This is a genomic window from Vibrio sp. L3-7 (genome assembly GCF_963898195.1).
GTDB classification, from domain to species: domain Bacteria; phylum Pseudomonadota; class Gammaproteobacteria; order Enterobacterales; family Vibrionaceae; genus Vibrio; species Vibrio echinoideorum.
Genome location: NZ_CAWQUW010000034.1, coordinates 211,637 through 229,597, shown reverse-complemented (window position 1 = coordinate 229,597; position 17,961 = coordinate 211,637). Strand labels below are relative to the sequence as shown.

Sequence of the window (17,961 nt, the reverse complement as noted above, 5' to 3'; positions counted from 1 at the left end):
TGTGTGATAAAACATCAATGGAATGACGAACATAATAAAAGAAAGAAGGATAAGCACAGTGGATTACCCAATCTCTACAGATGCCCTCAAAGATAAAGTAATTTTGGTTACAGGTGCCGGTGCTGGTATTGGTCGCCAAGCAGCATTAAGCTTCGCCCAACATGGTGCAACAGTTATTTTGTTAGGCCGTAACGTAAAAAACCTCGAATTTATTTACGATGAAATTGAAAGTGCTGGTTACCCTCAGGCTGCGATTATTCCGCTAGACCTTAAAGGGGCAACCAAACAAAACTACATCGATATGGCTGAAACCATTGAATCACAATTCGGCCGTTTAGACGGTCTACTGCATAACGCCGGTGTGCTTGGCACTCTGAGTCCATTCGATCAAATCGATGAAGAAACGTTTGATGGCGTCATGCAAATCAACGTTAAAGCTGAATTTCTAATGACTCAAGCATTATTGCCTGTCATTAAAAAAGCGGAAGCAGGCCGTATCGTATTCACCTCTTCTACAGTTGGCCACTCTGGCCGTGCATTCTGGGGCACTTACGCGATTTCTAAGTTTGCGACAGAAGGCATGATGCAAATTTTAGCCGACGAGCTTGAAGACACCAACATCCGTGTTAACGCGATTAACCCAGGCGGCACTCAAACACGCATGCGTGCAAAAGCGTACCCAGGTGAAGATGCGAACAAGCTGAAAACGCCACTCGACATCATTCCACTGTACCTACACTTAATGAACCCAAGTGTGACAGACATTAATGGTCAATGTATCGACGCTCAACCTAAGTAGCTGATATTATGAGCAATAACAAGAAGTCGCTTTAATAGCGGCTTTTTTTGTATCTAAATCAACCATCTAATATTTAGTTCACCTGATTTTCGTCATTTCTCTTTGCATCTTTTTCATAGTTAAATATACTGTATATATATACAGGTATTTAACTATGCATAAACTAATAAAAAACTTACAAGACCGCCAGTTAATCTGGAAAGGGTTACAATCGACAACGCAAGGAAGTACCACTTCATCAGGTTATCCTCAATTGGATAAACAGCTTAATGGTGGCTTTCCAGCGCATGGTGTTATTGAGATTGAATCAAAACAAGGGATAGGCGAACTTCGCTTACTTACTCCTTATTTGTCTCAACATAACCCACAGAAACTGGCCATATTCATTAACCCGCCAGGGAAAATCTGTGCTGAATTTTTCAACAACCAAGGTATCCATTTAGAGAACATTCTCGTTATCCAACCTCAACGAGATCTCGATGCATTATGGGCCGCAGAACAGTGCCTAAAAAGCGGTGCTTGTCACTCTGTATTGCTATGGGGAGCCGATCTAGAGATACACCAAACCAAGCGACTGCAAGCAGCAAGCGAAACCGGTAAGTGCCTGCAATTTCACTTTAAGGCCACCAGCCATAATCAGTTATCCCTACCCGTTTCTCTAAGCATGAGACTGTCTGCTCACGCTCAGGGGCTAAAGGTTGAAGTCACGAAAAGAAAAGGCAGTTGGTCGTATGGCAACTTCGTTCTAGACATGAGTCAAAATTGGCCATTACTCACACAAAAAGTCATCCATGAAGATAATTCACATCGAGCTTTGTCGGATAACACGGTACTTGCTTTTCCTATTGCGAAACAGGGCTAACGTATGTTGTGGCTTTATCTGCATTTCCCATCGCTGCAATTGGATACCTTGTTTAACTCTAATGAATTGGGTTCGAACGAAGAATCACACGGTCAGCCTCTTATCATCGTAGATGAAAAAGATCATCGTGTACTGCAAGCCAATCACGCCGCGCTGCAATTGGGTATCACAATTGGAATGGGGCTAGGATCTGCGGCCGCGCTTTGCCACAATTTACACGTCCATCCTTACAGCGTTGAATTAGAGAAAAGTAAGCTGAAAGAGATTGCTCAATGGGCGTATCTGGTCACTTCCGACATGGCGTTGCTGCCACCCAATGGTTTATTGATTAAAGCCTCTAATATGCTGTCGCTTTATGATGGGCTAGCTAACTACTGGCATGAACTCAAAAGCCATTTAGAAACACTCAGCATCCAGTTCAGCTTCGCCACCGGTTATTCGCCGCTTTCCGCGATCCTTTTGGGCAAACAAGCAATCAACCAAGTAACGAACAATGTTGAGCAAATGAAAACTTGGGTCAATCAGCAAGCGTTGAGTTCCAGCGAGCTGCCAACTAAGCAAGTGGAACGACTGAACCGTGTCGGCATTAACTTAATAGAAGACCTATTAAAACTGCCCTTGCAAGATGTCGCACGGCGCTTTGATATCGACTTGGTGAACTATGTCGGTCGCCTTAATGGGCAGTTCAAGCACCCTATTGACTTCTATCATCCACCAGAGAACTTTCAACAATATTTGGAGCTGCTATTTGATATTGAAAACATCCTGTTTATCGAAAAGCCGCTACTGAAATTGTTGAATCAGCTCGAGTGCTTTTTGAAGTTACGTGACCGAGTGGCTTTCGAGTTAGCGCTGACTTTGCATCTAAGGGATAAAGACGACCATCATGTTTCTTTTTATTCCGCACAGGGCGATTACCTTGCCGCCAAGTGGGCGAACCTTACGCGTTTAACCCTAGAATCACTGAAGATCACGGCACCTGTTCAGGGGCTGACTCTATCCTTAATTCGTCATGGCGAACCGCAAATGGCCTACCGTGATCTTTTTGATGGCAATACAGGAACACTTGCCGCGTTAGATTTGCTCTCATTACTGCAAGCTAAGTTAGGGCAAGCCTGCATTCAAACACCGAAAATACAGCACGATCCAAGGCCAGAAAAAGCCAATCAGTACTCGCTTCCAACACTGAGTAAGTCTGTGGCAAAGAAGCAAACACCCCCAGAGTTCGAACAACAAACCACTGCTTTCAATATCAACCAACAGCGACTCAGGCCCAGTATTTTACTGCCAGAGCCCGAAGCCTTAACCGAAAGCGTCACCCTGTCTCAAGGTCCTGAGCGCATTGTTTCTGGCTGGTGGGATGGCGAGAAAATCATTCGTGACTACTTTATTGCTCACAGTAAAAACGGCCGATGGTTATGGGTCTTCAGAACGCCCGATAAACAATGGTTTTTGCACGGCTTATTTAGCTAGTTTGTAAGAAAGTAAGTAGTAAGTAAGTCAATTTAGTGGCTCATTCAATACAACTCACTGGCAATTTCAACGTCCCTTTTCAATCCTGTTCACTCGCCATAGTTAAGTGAGATTACGTTATGTCTCAGCAATACTCAGAGCTATTTTGCCAAAGCAATTACTCCTTTCTTGAAGGAGCTTCGCACGCGGAAGAGCTCGTTTTACAGGCCGACTTTTTACGTTACAAAGCGCTCGCTATCACTGACGAATGCTCAGTGGCGGGCATCGTTAAGGTTCACTCTGCGATCAAGCAGCATCAACTGTCGCTCAAGCAAATTGTCGGAAGTATGTTTTGGTTAAATGAAGAATGCCAAGTGGTATTGTTATGCCCAAATAGAACGGCCTATGCCGAGCTGTGCCGTATCATCACCAACGCGAGACGCCGTAGCAGCAAAGGACATTATCAACTCTCTGAGTGGGATATCATGTCAGCCAAGCACTGCTTCATTGTTTGGCTTCCTCAACAAAAAAATGAAGATGCACATTGGGGGCATTGGCTTTCCCAACATCATTCAGGCCGGCTGTGGATTGGCGTACAAAGACACCTAAAACAAACCGATCAGCAATACACCGACTATTGTGTCGAACTGTCACGCCATCACCACCTACCAATTACCGCTTGTGGTGGCGTGCTGATGCACAATGCTAATCGCTTACCGTTACAACACTCATTAACCGCAATAAGACATCAATGTCCAATAACAGAAGTGGGTAGTCACTTACTGGCCAATGCGGAGCGTTGTTTGAGGAGCATCAATAAGCTCTCTCACATTTTCAAACCAGAGTGGTTAGAAGAGAGCAGTCGAATTTCAGAGCTGTGCGATTTTGACTTAGACAGCTTACGTTACGAATACCCTAGCGAGCTCATTCCTCAAGGCGAAACACCTATGAGTTATTTGCATATGTTAGTCGAGAAAGGGAAACAAGCTCGCTTCCCGCGAGGCGTGCCTAACGACATTCAACAAATCATAGATAAAGAGATGGGGTTGATTGGTGAGCTCAACTACCCTTTCTTTTTTCTCACGATTCACGACATTGTCATGTTTGCCAAAAGCCAAGGTATTCTTTATCAAGGTCGAGGTTCTGCGGCCAATTCCGTGGTCTGTTACTGTCTAGAGATCACCTCTGTCGACCCAAGGCAGATTTCGGTACTATTTGAACGCTTCATCAGTAAAGAGCGCGATGAGCCGCCCGATATTGATGTCGATTTTGAACACGAACGCCGCGAAGAAGTGATTCAATACATCTATCAAAAATACGGAAGAGAACGCGCCGCGCTTGCCGCGACCGTCATTTCTTATCGCTTTAAAAGTGCGGTCAGAGATGTAGGCAAAGCGTTGGGGCTACAAGAAACCCAGCTTGATTACTTTATTAAGAACACAAATCGCAGAGACAAAAGCCTAGGTTGGCAAGCGCAGTTAACCCAATTAGGTCTTCAGCCTGACTCTTTAAAGGGTCAGCAGTTTATCCACTTGGTTAATGAAATTATCGGTTTTCCACGTCACTTATCTCAGCACGTCGGTGGCTTTGTCATATCCTCAGGGCCTTTGTATGAACTGGTTCCTGTCGAGAATACCGCGATGCACGACCGAACTATCATTCAATGGGATAAGGACGACTTGGAAACTCTGGGGCTGCTTAAAGTGGACGTACTCGCACTTGGAATGCTCTCTGCAATTCGTAAATGTTTCGACCTGATCCAGTCTATCCATGGACGATCACTGACCATTGCAGAGATCACTCGCCTTAAGGATGATCCTCAAGTTTACGACATGATTCAACGGGCAGACACGGTCGGGATATTCCAAATTGAGTCACGAGCGCAAATGAGCATGCTGCCAAGGCTTAAACCAACGGCCTATTACGACTTGGTGATTCAAATCGCTATCGTGCGTCCTGGGCCCATTCAAGGAGACATGGTACATCCGTTCCTAAAGCGTCGAGATGGTATTGAGCCCATCAGTTATCCATCCAAGGATGTTGAATCGGTATTGTCGCGCACCTTAGGGGTACCGATATTCCAAGAACAAGTGATTAAGCTCGCGATGGTCGCGGCAGGGTTTACGGGGGGAGAAGCCGATCAGCTCCGACGCGCTATGGCGGCTTGGAAAAAGAATGGCAACGTATTTAAGTTTAAAAACAAGCTCATCGAGGGGATGCAAAATCGCGGCTATGAGACAGAGTTTGCCGAACAAATCTTTAAACAAATATGTGGTTTCGGTGAATACGGTTTTCCAGAAAGCCATTCGGCCTCGTTCGCAGTATTAGCGTATTGCTCAGCTTGGTTGAAGTGTTACTACCCAGAATGTTTCTACGCGTCTTTGTTGAATAGCCAACCGATGGGGTTTTATAGCCCATCACAGTTGGTACAAGATGCGCAGCGGCATAATGTGGTAATCCTTCCTATATGTGTGAACGCTTCCCAAGATAATCACACGGTCGTCACTCATCAAAATGGATTGGCCATTCGCTTAGGATTACGACAAATCAAAGGGCTAAGCGAGCATGGTATTCAAAGCGTGCTCGCCAATCGCCCGCGTTCAGGTTACCGCCATCCAAGTCAGGTAAAGCAACTATCGATGAACAAAAAGGATATTGAACTGCTTGCATCGGCTAATACGCTGCACAATGTTTCAGGCGATCGATTTCAGACGCGCTGGGCGATTATGGATTCAGCCTCTGACTTACCCTTATTTAGCCATGTAAATGACTCTGCTGAGGATGTTTGCGCTGAATACACATTGCATCAGCCAAACGAGATGCAGGATCTACTCGAGGATTTTACCAGTGTGGGGATTTCCTTAAACAAGCACCCAATCACTTTGCTACAAGAAGCCAACCGATTAGGCCGCTTCACACATATGAAAGATTTAAAACAACAAAGACATAAATCCATGGTCACGGTTGTTGGGCTTGTTACTGGTAAGCAATCACCCGGCACTGCCGCAGGAGTTACCTTTGTCACGTTGGAAGATAACACAGGCAATATTAACGTTGTGGTATGGGGAGCCACTGCACGCGCACAGCAGCAAGCTTATCTGACAGCGAAGGCTTTAAAGGTACAAGGAGTCTTAGAGAAGGAAGGCGAAGTCGTGCATGTAATTGCGGGAAAGCTCATCGATATTACCGATGAAATTGTTGGCTTGAACACCAAGTCACGGGATTTTCATTAGCGATTCAAATAACCCTTTCATAAACACCAGAAAAGGAAAAGGGAGGCATCAGCCTCCCTTCAATTCAAATCGTTGAGTTATGACTCAACTTCAGCTTCCGTACGTCTTTTCTTAAATTCCCTATATAGTAATAAGCTCAAAGTCATTACAACTTTAGAAGTTAACCATATCATTAAGAGAAACTACCTTAGATTGTATGTGAAAAGTTACGCTAGTAGTTGAGCATATTTCGTTACGAGAAATATGCTCAATCAATATTAGCAAACGCTTTCCATAAGATCATTCAAAACAAACCGTACAGCAACATTAATTATAATAACTGACGCATTCTCTCTTGAGTTACTTCAACCAAGAGGTCAGGTTGGAATTTAGAAATAAAGCGGTTACACCCTACTTTCTCAACCATGGCTTCATTAAAACTTCCACTTAATGAAGTATTTAGCGTGATAAATAGATCATGCATTCTAGGGTCAGTGCGTACTTCGTGAGTCAGTTTATAACCATCCATCTCGGGCATTTCGGCATCAGTGATCATCAACAATATTTCTTGATTGATGTCTTTACCTTCATCACACCATCCTTTAAGTAAGGTTAGTGCTTCTAAGCCATCGCAACATTCGATAATGTTTAAACCAAGTTGCGATAAGGTGCCTTTAATCTGGTTACGTGCGGTTGAAGAGTCATCAACAATAAGCACGTTACGTCCAACCATTTCATTAGCTAACTGCTGATCTAAAACGCCCTCAGAGATAGACACATCGTAATCGATGATCTCAGCTAACACCTTCTCAACATCGATAATCTCGACGATTTTGTGCTGCTCTTCTTCTTGAATATGCGTGATAGCCGTCAGGTAGTTTGCACGACCCGTTGTCTTTGGCGGCGGTTGGATTTCAGTCCATGTTGTGTTCACAATATTACGAACTTGCCCAACTAAGAAACCTTGTACGGTTCGGTTGTATTCCGTAATGATCAAATTGCTTTCTTGAGACTCTGCACGTGATGGCGGAAAGCCAATCGCACTGCGCAAATCAATAACGGGAACGGATTCGCCACGCAAAGAAGCAACTCCGGTAATATGATGATGAGAGCCCGGTAAGCGAGTGAGTACTGGCACTTTTAAGACTTCTTTCACTTTAAATACGTTAATCGCAAATAGTTGACGACTATTTAAGCTGAATAACAAGAGTTCCAGGCGGTTTTCACCAACCAGTTTGGTTCTCTGATCAACTGAATTTAAAACGCCAGACATACAACACCTTAGTGACAAATAATAACTGTGGCTACAATAGCCTACTTCAATAGGTTAAAGCAAAGCGCCAATGCACAGAATACTTAAACTAAGTACAACAATTATTGTTATACAAAGTTTAAATACATGGAAAGGTTTAGGGTAGAGCGAGCAGAGGAGTAAAAGGGTTAACCTTCAATCACTTTCATTAAAAGCTGGCCATCATATAAGGCTTGTTTGATAAGCGCTGCACCTGGCATGGTCGCCTGCTTGTAGAATCGAGATTCCACCAACTCTAAATCTTGATGGTAAACCGACAAACTTTGCTCATCGATACACTTTTGAATCGCAGGGTATAACACGCTCTTTGCCTGATTGATAACACCACCAACCAAGATTTTCTCTGGGTTGAAAAGGTTAATTACAATCGCTATCGCGGCACCTAAGTAACGACCTAGCTGTTCAATCACCTCAACGGCTAGAGGATCTCCATCGGCAGCAGCAGCGCAAATCTGTTCAATAGTGACATCTTCAAACACCGTCAGCGTCGATGCTTCACCATTCGCCAGTCGCTCTTTCACTTGATCACGGATCGCCTGAGAACTCGCGACGGTTTCTAAGCAGCCTCGGTTACCACAATGACAAAGTTTGCCCTGCTTATCGATCTGGATATGCCCAAGTTCACCGATATTACCGTGGCGACCTTGCAACACTCGCCCGTCGAGAATGATCCCGGCACCTACACCATGGTGAATCGAGATAAGAACCGAATTATCGTTATCTTGTGAGTGACCAAACAACTTCTCTGCTAATGCCCAAGCTCGGGTATCATTAGCAATAAAGACAGGTAGACCCGTTTCTTTGTAAATCTCAGGACCCAACGCTAAATTTTTAACGTTGTAGTGAGGCATCTGCAACACAATACCTTGTTCAGAATTCACAAGACCCGGTAGGGTGATTGCGATACTCGTCACCCTGCCAAGCTGCTCAGCATAGGTTTGGAAAAACTCATCGATCTCATGAAGAAGGCGTGCAAGCACATCGTCTTGGTCTCGTTCGTGAATATCAATTTTAGTATCGATAAGCACGTCACCACCCAATTCATGAAGCGCGATCGTCAAATATCCGCGACCAAGACGCATCGACAGGAACTGCCAACCTTCGTTATTGGTTTGCAAACCGACGGCAGGACGCCCACGAGTCGTGGCTTCTTGAACCGTCGTTTCGTGAATGAGGTGAGCTTCAATGAGTTCACGGGTAATTTTGGTAATACTCGCAGGAGCCAACTCACTTTGCTTGGACAAATCGATACGAGAAATAGGACCTCTAAGGTCAATTAGTTTATATACACGACCAGCATTGACCTGTTTGATATGATCAATATGGCCCGGTTGAGCCATGTACATTTTACGCTCCAGAAATCATCAACAAGTTAATTTTTTTACTTTGCGAAGTAATTGTGAAGTCACTTGGTATATCGCCGTGACCAGTATCACGTATATACATGAATCTTTGTGTATCTAGTCAAATAGTTTGAGAAAAATTAACACACACATCGATAAATTGAGACTTAATTTTCAGAATAAAACATCGTCTTTTGGCTCTGAATTCAATAATTAGAGACAAATAAAGAAATATCTTCCTAGCTCCCAATAAATTATCAATTAATGCATATACTTAATTCAGTCTTTTGAAAGATTACTTGGCCTCACTCTAGGAGTATCCATGACAGCCGAATTAAGAAAAACGAAAATCGTCACAACGCTAGGCCCTTCTACTGATAAAGGTAACGTGCTTGAAGAAATCATCAAAGCCGGAGCTAATATCGTCCGTATGAACTTCTCTCACGGCACCAGCGAAGACCATATACAGCGCGCAGAAAAAGTCAGAGCGATAGCAAAAAGACTCGGTACTCAAATCGCCATTCTCGGTGACTTACAAGGTCCCAAGATTCGTGTGTCGACATTCAAAGATAACAAAATACAACTTGCCGTCGGTGACCAATTTACTCTCGACAGTAGCCTAAGTTTAGGTGAAGGCGATCAACACGCCGTCGGCCTTGATTACAAAGAATTACCTAACGACGTATCCGCTAACGACATCCTGTTACTTGACGATGGTCGTGTTCAACTGAAAGTCACCAAAGTAGAAGGCTGTCGCGTTCATACAGAAGTCATCATTGGCGGTCCGCTTTCAAATAATAAAGGCATCAACAAAAAAGGTGGTGGCCTTTCTGCTGAGGCGCTTACAGAAAAAGACAAGCGCGACATCATCACTGCAGCACAAATCAAAGTTGATTATTTAGCCGTTTCTTTCCCACGTAATGGCGAAGATATGCACTACGCTCGTCAGCTCGCACGAGAAGCAGGCTTAGAAGCTCATCTGGTTGCGAAAGTGGAGCGAGCAGAGACAGTCGCAACGGTTGAGAACATGGATGACATCATAATGGCATCAGATGTGGTCATGGTGGCTCGTGGTGACCTTGGAGTGGAAATTGGCGACCCTGAGTTGGTTGGAGTACAAAAACAGCTTATACGTCGTTCTAGAGCGCTTAACAGAACAGTGATCACTGCAACTCAAATGATGGAGTCGATGATCTCCGCGCCAATGCCAACTCGTGCAGAAGTGATGGACGTAGCCAACGCCGTGCTTGATGGAACGGACGCTGTAATGCTTTCAGGCGAAACAGCAGCAGGTGATTACCCAGTCGAAACCGTGAAGTCTATGGCGGAAGTGTGTATTGGTGCTGAAAAGATGGCGGGTATTAACAATCAGTCCAATTACCGAATTGACCGCACCTTTGTCACGGCTGAAGAAACGGTTTCTATGGCGACCATCTACTCTGCGAACCATATGGAAGGCATCAAAGGCGTAGTCACTCTCACCGAATCAGGACGCACTGCGTTGATGATGTCGCGTCTAAGTGCCGATATGCCTATCTACGCACTATCTCGTAACGAAGGTACGCTTAACCGTTGTACTCTGTACCGAGGCGTGACACCTATCTACTTTGAAACAGAAGCCGAAGACAGCTTTGACATCGCACTATCGACTCTTGCTTGCCTAAAAGAGAAAGGACACCTTAAGTTTGGTGACCTAGTGATCGTCACACAAGGGGATATTATGGATGTAGCAGGATCAACTAACTGCATGAGAATCTTGCCTGTCACTTAATTTCTGACTGCTAGGCTCTTATCTACACTTTAAGCTCTAAGTTTTAAGTTTTAAGCTCCTAGATTTAAGCATGAAGTTCAGCAAGCAAACAAAAAAGGGTTATCGAACCAAGTTCAATAACCCTTTTTTATATCTGAATATTGTTCGTTTAATTAACGACGCACCAACTTATCAACGTCGAGCATTACTTATCAGCGACACTGGTTGCCAATTGTGGCATGTATGAACTGCGAGCGTTTTCTGTGGCAATGTAAGTTTCTACAAATCGATAGCCTGCTTCTAAACCCAATTCGTAATCATACAGTAGATCTTCTTTGTCACTCATTAAGGAGTTCGATTTTAGCGGTTGGCTAGGGGCTATCTGAACCACAAACGCATCATCAGGAGGTGAATTAAGGAAGTCCTGAGTCAATGAGTAGGTTTGGTAGTGAACCATTAGCATATCAGCTAGCCCAGAATCAAATTTATCTCCAATCAAATGACTCAAGCGGTAAATATCATCAGCACCAAACAACCACCGACCACCGTTAAGAAGGTCTAAATGCACCCTATCGCGCTTCTGTTCTTTTGAGCTCAAGATTTGTTGATGGAAGAAAGAAGTCCAATCGGTTTTCCACTGATCCACTTTTTGTTGCCAATGACCTTGGACACTATCGAATGATTCACGAAACCATTCAAGTTCTTCTGCCGATATACGCTTTGGGGCTTTAGGTAACGTCTGTTTATTTTGAGCCTGAATCGACGTTTCATCACCTTGTTCAATCACGGGTTCCGTTCTAATTACTACGATTGAACGCGCCTGTCTTCGCCACGCCTCTTGAACTGGAATACAGGCAGATACACCACCATCCACATAAGCACCATCACCAATAAACACTTCATCGTTATAGAGACGAGGAATCGCACACGTTGCAATCATCACCTTGTACCAGTCTTCCCCTAGCAAGGGAAAATAATGATCGCGAAGATCTTTAGAGTCTGTTACCGCAGCAAAGAGTTGGCGATCGCCTAGGGTTTGTCTTCCCAAATCAAGATCGAGCTTGTATGGATAGGCCATGATTTGCTCCAAGGCCCACTCTAACCCCAAATTCTTTCGGTGTCGTATATAAGAAAAGAGATTAAAGAACTCTGGTGATGTGGTGAGGTCGAGAACAAAAGAACGACCTAAGCCTTTATCGCGACATAGATAAGCACACAAGTTGAGTGCACCCGCTGAAGTGCCAAAAAATTCGTCGAAGGGATCAAAATTAGAAAGAAGAAAGGCGTCTAACACTCCTGCAGTAAAAATACTTCTCTGTCCGCCACCTTGAGCGACCAGTGCTGTTTTCCCAGCAATAAACTTAGCGTAATAATCCAAGTCTATTGCTGTATCAATATTGGTTATAATCCCACTATTCATTCATTCTCTGAGTATGGAAACTCAGCCTCACGATAAATGGTATTAGCTACCAATCGCAATAAAGCCGAATGAAAGAATGATAGTGTAAATTAACACTGTTATTTGTAGAGCATTTTTCAGATTCTGGTCCATAGACACCTCTGGCTTATTATTAATTTGTCGAGTCTCTACTTAAGTATTATCAGGTGTGTGAAGTATCTTCAAGAATCGTCTAAATTAGTCGCACAATATTGATGTAACCATCACAATTAGTAAGTGTATGGATAAGGATATACTCATGAATAACAAAGCAAATATGATGGCGCTAATTACGCTTTTCTCAGTTTCAAGTGTGTATGCTTCACCGGAGATCATCATTACCCCTATGGTGGGTTATACCGGCGGTGGCAGTGTTGAAGACCAAGATGGTAAAACCTACGACATGCAAGGTTCGGAAAACTTCACCTTCGCGATTGAAACGCCGCTTGAAAAAGGACGTATCGGCCTTTTCTATTCCAACCAAAGCTCAGAGTTAGAATCGCTAGATCTTAGATCCTCAATCCAATACCTACATTTTCAAAGCAGTATTTACTACCCTGCTTCCTCTGTGTTGTCCGGATATCTAGGGCTAGGTCTAGGTGCCTCTTACGTTGATGTAGATTGGGCGAAAGACAAGTATGGGTTCTCTACCTCAATCTTTGGTGGCTTGGAATACAAATTTAGCGACCGCTTAGCATTAAACACCCAAGTACGCTGGCTAGGCACTGTTGTCGATAACGACACATCCGGAGTTTGTAACATACCGAACAATGGGCAAGACTGCATTATCCGTTTTGACACCGACTGGATGAACCAATTTCAAGCCAATGTCGGACTGAGTTTTACCTTCTAAGTCAAAAGCGCTTTTCGCCTCAAACGGCTTATCAAGCGAAACCACTTTCTGAGCGACATGATCTAACAGAAGATATGGATGTCTGATCAAACGAAAAAGCCAGCTCAACGCTGGCTTTTGACTGTAATTCGACTTTCAGTTCAGATTAGAACTTGTAGGTAACACCCAGGGCACCACCCACTTGCAACTCAACACCTTTATACATGTCTAGTTCAGGGTGAACTTGTGCGTAAGCATTCCAACCTTCGTAAAAATTCACTTTCACGCCTAATGGCAAGCGTAAGCCAAAATCGTCATTCCATTCAGCCCATGCGCCTGCACCTACATACCAACTCAAAGGCGCTTCAGTCTCAAATTGACCACGCTTAAAAATATAATCAAAAGCGGCGCCGTCATTACCAATCGTTGCACGATACTTCTGATCAAACTCCACAACGACACTTAAATCTTGATCAAGGGCTAAACCGACTTCCAAGTCTGGAGCTTCAGAAGCATTAGCCAATGAGGCACAGCTGCAACACATAAGGCCAATCAAGTAACGATGTTTCATAATATTCTCAAACTGTTTCAAAAAACGATAGGTTACTTGAATACCAAAGAGTGTTGTCATCATAACGTTAAACTCACTTTAGTATTTTTTAAACAGCAGAAAACAAAAAAGGAGGCCTTTCGGCCTCCTTTCAATTTATTGAATCAGTGAATTAACCGTTGTTACGGATCCACTCATCCATGTCTGTCTTAAGGTTGTCAGACTTAGTACCGAAGATAGCTTGTACGCCACCAGCTACAACAACAACACCGGCTGCACCTAGTTTCTTCAGTTTGTCTTGGTCAACAAGAGCTGTATCAGCTACTGCTACACGTAGACGAGTAATACAAGCGTCAAGACCAGTAATGTTAGCTTTACCGCCGAATGCAGCAACTAACTCACCAGCAAGCTCTGAACCAGTTGCAACGATCTCTTCTTCAGTTTCGTCTTCACGGCCTGGAGTTTTAAGGTCAAGTGCTTTAATCACAGTGCGGAATACGATGTAGTAAATTGCAGCGTAACCAATACCACATACAACCATTAGGCCCATCTTAGACGCGTTGCCAGATAGAACTAGGAAGTCGATTAGACCGTGTGAGAAAGATGTACCGTGTACAAAACCTAGAGTGTTCGCAAGAACGTATGCAGAACCAGCTAGTAGAGCGTGGATTGCGTACAGTACAGGAGCAACGAATAGGAATGAGAATTCGATTGGTTCAGTGATACCCGTTAGGAATGAAGTTAACGCAGCAGAAGCCATGATACCCATTACTTTAGCGCGGTTTTCAGGTTTAGCTGAATGTGCAATCGCGATTGCAGCAGCAGGTAGACCGAACATCTTGAACATGTAACCACCAGCTAGCTGACCGAAGCCATTGCCCGCTGCACGAGATGCGTCATCAGCAACTAGGTAACAAGTAAGAACACCGTTTTGAGTTTCACCAGCAGCGTTTACACAAGTACCAGCTTCAAAGAAGAAAGGTACGTTCCAAACGTGGTGAAGACCAAATGGAATCAGAGAACGCTCAACGATACCGTAGATACCAAACGCCACTTGTGGGTTTTGGTGAGCAGCCCAATCAGAGAACGCAGAGATAGCGCCGCCAACTGGTGGCCATACTACAGAAAGTAAGATTGCTAGACCAATCGCAGAGAAACCTGTGATGATTGGCACAGCACGCTTACCAGCGAAGAAGCCTAGGTACTCTGGTAGTTGAATACGGAAGAAACGATTGAATGCCCAAGCAGCAACACCACCGACTAGGATACCACCTAGTACACCAGTATCGATTTTATCAACGCCCATTACACCAGCCATTACGCCAAGTGTAGCAGTCATGATGCCGTAACCAACGATAGCAGCTAGACCAGCTACACCGTCGTTATTAGTAAAGCCAAGTGCAACACCTACTGCGAACAGCAGTGCCATTTGACCAAATACTGAACCACCCGCTTGTTCCATTAAGCTTGAAACAACTTCTGGAATGAAAGGAAGATCTGCCGCACCGACACCTAGCAAAATACCCGCAACTGGTAAAACTGATACTGGTAGCATCAGAGACTTACCAACTTTCTGCAGGCTAGCAAAAAGGTTCTTAAACATGTTTATGCTCCTGATAAAGATAAAATAATTATATGGGTCCTAACGGCACACCCCCGTAGCCTATAATGTTAGCACCCTGCGAAAATGTAACCATGTATTGCATTATATTTTCTGCCGCTAAATATATATTGATGGGGAACTAACTTTCTAGTCACTTACGAAATTTAGTTTCAAAACACGTCTTGGATCACATGTCAAATTTAGAAATGCAATGCTTTACACAGCCGTAATTAATTGAAAAATATAGATTTTTAAATCATAGCTTATTATTTTACTGGGTGAATAAAATAGGTGGTAATGTTATTTTTAGTAACAAAATTACAAATGTTGTAAATCACACTCTCAAGTTCAACATAATTAGTAAACATTAAAATAAAATGCATTTTTAGTGATCAAAAACACAAAAAGGGAGCTTTCGCTCCCTTTTACTGGCTAACTTAGATTTTCATCGCAAAAAAAGTTTTTGGTAATTTTTGGTTGTTTGTTCAGCAACCTCTTTCATTGACAGTCCTTTCAGCTGGGCAATATAGGCGGCAACTTCCACTACATAGGCTGGTTGGTTCTGTTTACCACGATAGGGAATCGGAGCAAGGTATGGGGAATCTGTCTCGATAAGTAAGCGATCTAGTGGCAAGTTTTTTACTACTTCTTTCAGTTCTGTGGCTTGCTTAAACGTCACAATACCCGAAATTGAAATGTAGAAACCTAATTCCATTGCAGCTTCAGCGAATGCTTGATCTTCAGTAAAGCAGTGAATCACACCACCACACTTGTCAGCACCGCCATCACGCAAAATCGATAGCGTATCTTCACGTGCATTACGTGTATGAATGATCAAAGGCTTATTAAGCTCAACGGCTAACTCTACATGTTGCTTAAATCGCAGCTGTTGTAACTCAGCCGTCTCAGGTTGATAGTGATAATCAAGGCCAGTTTCACCAATTGCTACGACCTTAGAATTGCTCGCGTACTCACGCATTCTTTCTAGACAGAAGTCACTGTCTACATCGAGAGGATGGACGCCACAAGAAGCTTTGACGTTATCAAACGGAGAGATCATCTCGAGCATGTTTTCAAACGAATCTAATGTCACACCAACAGAAAGCAGTTGGTTAACATTGGCTGCTTTCGCCTTGTTAACGACATCTTCTACACTTGTGTGTAAATCTTGGTAATCCAGTTTGTCTAAATGACAGTGAGAATCTACGAACATGTTTCCTCGCAAGTGGCAATCAGCCAATTCATTATGAGTAGCTCCGTATTGAGCCCAGGGTGTTGCTTTAACTGCTCAATCAATATCAACAGTTTATTCGATGCTGAGTAAGCACTTTGGTAAGACATCACCTCTAACAACGCTTTCGCGCTCGGTGTGATAGCTTGATTTTCTAAAGCAAAATGGAGTCTCTGTACATCAGAGAGTAGATGCCACAGCCAGCCAAGTTGAATTAAAGGGTCTTTGCTCAGCTCTGTCGAAAATTTCAATATATCAGGTTGAGTCCCCTTAATGATATTAACAAAACCATCGAGCACTTGGGACGATGTTTCAACACCACCTTGTTCAAACATCGCTTTGGCTTTTAAAGGCGCGTTATCATTGAGAGCTAAAATATACTGCGGTACCGCTTTACCCACTTCCCTATCTAACCATGTTGAACCAGCTTCTAGCTGCGGGCTTACCACATTAAATTGCTGACAACGGCTAAGGATAGTTGGCATTAAACGGTGACTGTTACGCGTCGAAAGAATGAAAATACAGTTACTCGAAGGTTCTTCTAATGTTTTCAAAAGTGCATTCGATGCCGATTCGTTCATTGCTTCAGCAGGATCAAGCAAGATGATACGTAAACCACCTAACTGTGATGACTGTTGAGCCCACTGGTTGCTAGCACGCACTTGGTCTACGGTTATCGATTTACCTTCTTTCTCTGGAGAGAGCACGTGAAAATCGGGGTGACTTCCCGACTTCATCAGTTCGCAGCTGTGACAAAAACCACAAGACTCACTTTCATAGTTGGTACACATTAATGCTGCTGTTAGTTGGTTAATCAGCGCATTAACGCCTAACCCTTCCGGCGCATTAACAATCACAGAATTAGGAAAACGCTCAGCATCGAGACTTTTTTTCCACTCACTCCATACCGGTGTGAGCCAAGAGTAAACTTCCGCCATGATTACCTACTGTTTGTCGAGCCAAGTACCAAGCGCTTGCTTAATATCAGCAGCCACTTGTTCGATCTCTTGTTGTGCATTAACCACAAGAACCGTATCGTCTTGTGTTGCAATTTCAAGGTAGCGCTCACGCGTGCGATCGAAAAATGAGATGTCCATCTTTTCAATTCTATCAAGCTCACCACGCCCTCTAGCACGTTCTAGTCCAACTCTAGGGTCTAGGTCCAAGTATAGAGTTAGATCAGGCTTAAAGCCGCCTAGCGTGGTTTCTTTCAGTGATTCCATAGTAGAGCGTGCGATCTGGCGACCACCACCTTGATAAGCTTGAGATGACATATCGTGTCGATCACCCAATACCCACTTACCATTACTTAATGCAGGCTTGATTACGTTTTCGACCAATTGAACGCGTGCTGCGTACATCAACAACAGCTCAGTCATATCTTGAAGCTTTTCGCCTTCGTGCTCTTCTTTAACCAACGAACGCATCTTTTCTGCCAAGACAGTGCCACCCGGTTCACGAGTATTGACGATGTCTTCAACACCAGAAGCTTTCAATGTCTCAACGATGGCATTGATTGCTGTGCTTTTTCCAGCACCTTCAAGTCCTTCGACCACGATAAATTTCGACTGATTCAT

At 43.8% G+C, this 17,961-nt stretch carries 15 protein-coding genes; 6 read left to right on the top strand and 9 right to left on the bottom strand.

Features of this window, described 5'->3' with window-relative positions; all coding sequences use genetic code 11:
- Window positions 1-58 precede the first annotated feature (58 nt).
- The 4 genes from AACW75_RS19070 to AACW75_RS19055 all read left to right on the top strand — a co-directional run bounded on the left by AACW75_RS19070 (window position 59) and on the right by AACW75_RS19055 (window position 6,346).
- Entirely contained in the window at window positions 59-799 is a 741-nt protein-coding gene (locus AACW75_RS19070) for a YciK family oxidoreductase (protein WP_004736577.1), read from the top strand.
- A gap of 154 nt (window positions 800-953) precedes the next feature.
- Window positions 954-1,661: a translesion DNA synthesis-associated protein ImuA gene (gene imuA, locus AACW75_RS19065; RefSeq protein ID WP_237297499.1), complete on the top strand. Its 708-nt coding sequence runs from the start codon at window positions 954-956 to the stop codon at window positions 1,659-1,661.
- A 3-nt stretch (window positions 1,662-1,664) separates the two neighbouring features.
- On the top strand, window positions 1,665-3,134 hold the full coding sequence (locus tag AACW75_RS19060; protein WP_237297498.1) for a Y-family DNA polymerase: 1,470 nt from the start codon (window positions 1,665-1,667) through the stop codon (window positions 3,132-3,134).
- Window positions 3,135-3,253: 119 nt separating this feature from the next.
- Window positions 3,254-6,346 (top strand): error-prone DNA polymerase, encoded by a 3,093-nt coding sequence (locus tag AACW75_RS19055; protein WP_145570997.1) that lies wholly within the window; start codon window positions 3,254-3,256, stop codon window positions 6,344-6,346.
- A gap of 310 nt (window positions 6,347-6,656) precedes the next feature.
- On the opposite strand, the gene AACW75_RS19050 is transcribed toward AACW75_RS19055, so the two are convergent.
- Window positions 6,657-7,598, bottom strand: a complete 942-nt coding sequence (locus AACW75_RS19050) for a chemotaxis protein CheV (protein ID WP_017076699.1) — start codon at window positions 7,596-7,598, stop codon at window positions 6,657-6,659.
- Window positions 7,599-7,765: 167 nt separating this feature from the next.
- Window positions 7,766-8,983, bottom strand: coding sequence for a sugar metabolism global transcriptional regulator Mlc (mlc, locus tag AACW75_RS19045; RefSeq protein WP_102554340.1), 1,218 nt, complete (start codon window positions 8,981-8,983; stop codon window positions 7,766-7,768).
- A gap of 319 nt (window positions 8,984-9,302) precedes the next feature.
- Between mlc and pyk the strand changes: the two genes are divergently transcribed.
- Window positions 9,303-10,751, top strand: a complete 1,449-nt coding sequence (gene pyk, locus AACW75_RS19040; RefSeq protein ID WP_017076697.1) for a pyruvate kinase — start codon at window positions 9,303-9,305, stop codon at window positions 10,749-10,751.
- A 184-nt stretch (window positions 10,752-10,935) separates the two neighbouring features.
- On the opposite strand, the gene AACW75_RS19035 is transcribed toward pyk, so the two are convergent.
- Entirely contained in the window at window positions 10,936-12,150 is a 1,215-nt protein-coding gene (locus AACW75_RS19035; RefSeq protein ID WP_017076696.1) for a patatin-like phospholipase family protein, read from the bottom strand.
- Window positions 12,151-12,192: 42 nt separating this feature from the next.
- Window positions 12,193-12,282, bottom strand: coding sequence for a cytochrome bd-I oxidase subunit CydH (gene cydH / locus AACW75_RS26595; protein WP_102554343.1), 90 nt, complete (start codon window positions 12,280-12,282; stop codon window positions 12,193-12,195).
- Between the two features lie 145 nt (window positions 12,283-12,427).
- Between cydH and AACW75_RS19030 the strand changes: the two genes are divergently transcribed.
- Window positions 12,428-13,021, top strand: a complete 594-nt coding sequence (locus AACW75_RS19030; RefSeq protein ID WP_029225284.1) for an outer membrane beta-barrel protein — start codon at window positions 12,428-12,430, stop codon at window positions 13,019-13,021.
- A gap of 145 nt (window positions 13,022-13,166) precedes the next feature.
- Here the strand turns inward: AACW75_RS19030 and AACW75_RS19025 are convergent, their stop codons facing one another.
- From AACW75_RS19025 to tmk, 5 genes are all read right to left on the bottom strand, one after another.
- Entirely contained in the window at window positions 13,167-13,571 is a 405-nt protein-coding gene (locus AACW75_RS19025) for a hypothetical protein (RefSeq protein WP_029225283.1), read from the bottom strand.
- A 151-nt stretch (window positions 13,572-13,722) separates the two neighbouring features.
- Window positions 13,723-15,153, bottom strand: a complete 1,431-nt coding sequence (ptsG, locus tag AACW75_RS19020; RefSeq protein ID WP_017076693.1) for a PTS glucose transporter subunit IIBC — start codon at window positions 15,151-15,153, stop codon at window positions 13,723-13,725.
- Window positions 15,154-15,598: 445 nt separating this feature from the next.
- Window positions 15,599-16,366, bottom strand: a complete 768-nt coding sequence (locus AACW75_RS19015) for a TatD family hydrolase (protein ID WP_017076692.1) — start codon at window positions 16,364-16,366, stop codon at window positions 15,599-15,601.
- Window positions 16,357-17,322, bottom strand: coding sequence for a DNA polymerase III subunit delta' (locus tag AACW75_RS19010; RefSeq protein WP_237297497.1), 966 nt, complete (start codon window positions 17,320-17,322; stop codon window positions 16,357-16,359). Before AACW75_RS19010 ends, AACW75_RS19015 begins: the two co-directional genes overlap by 10 nt.
- A gap of 6 nt (window positions 17,323-17,328) precedes the next feature.
- The gene (gene tmk / locus AACW75_RS19005) at window positions 17,329-17,961 is read right to left on the bottom strand and encodes a dTMP kinase (protein ID WP_135454533.1); all 633 of its coding nucleotides are present in this window, start codon (window positions 17,959-17,961) and stop codon (window positions 17,329-17,331) included.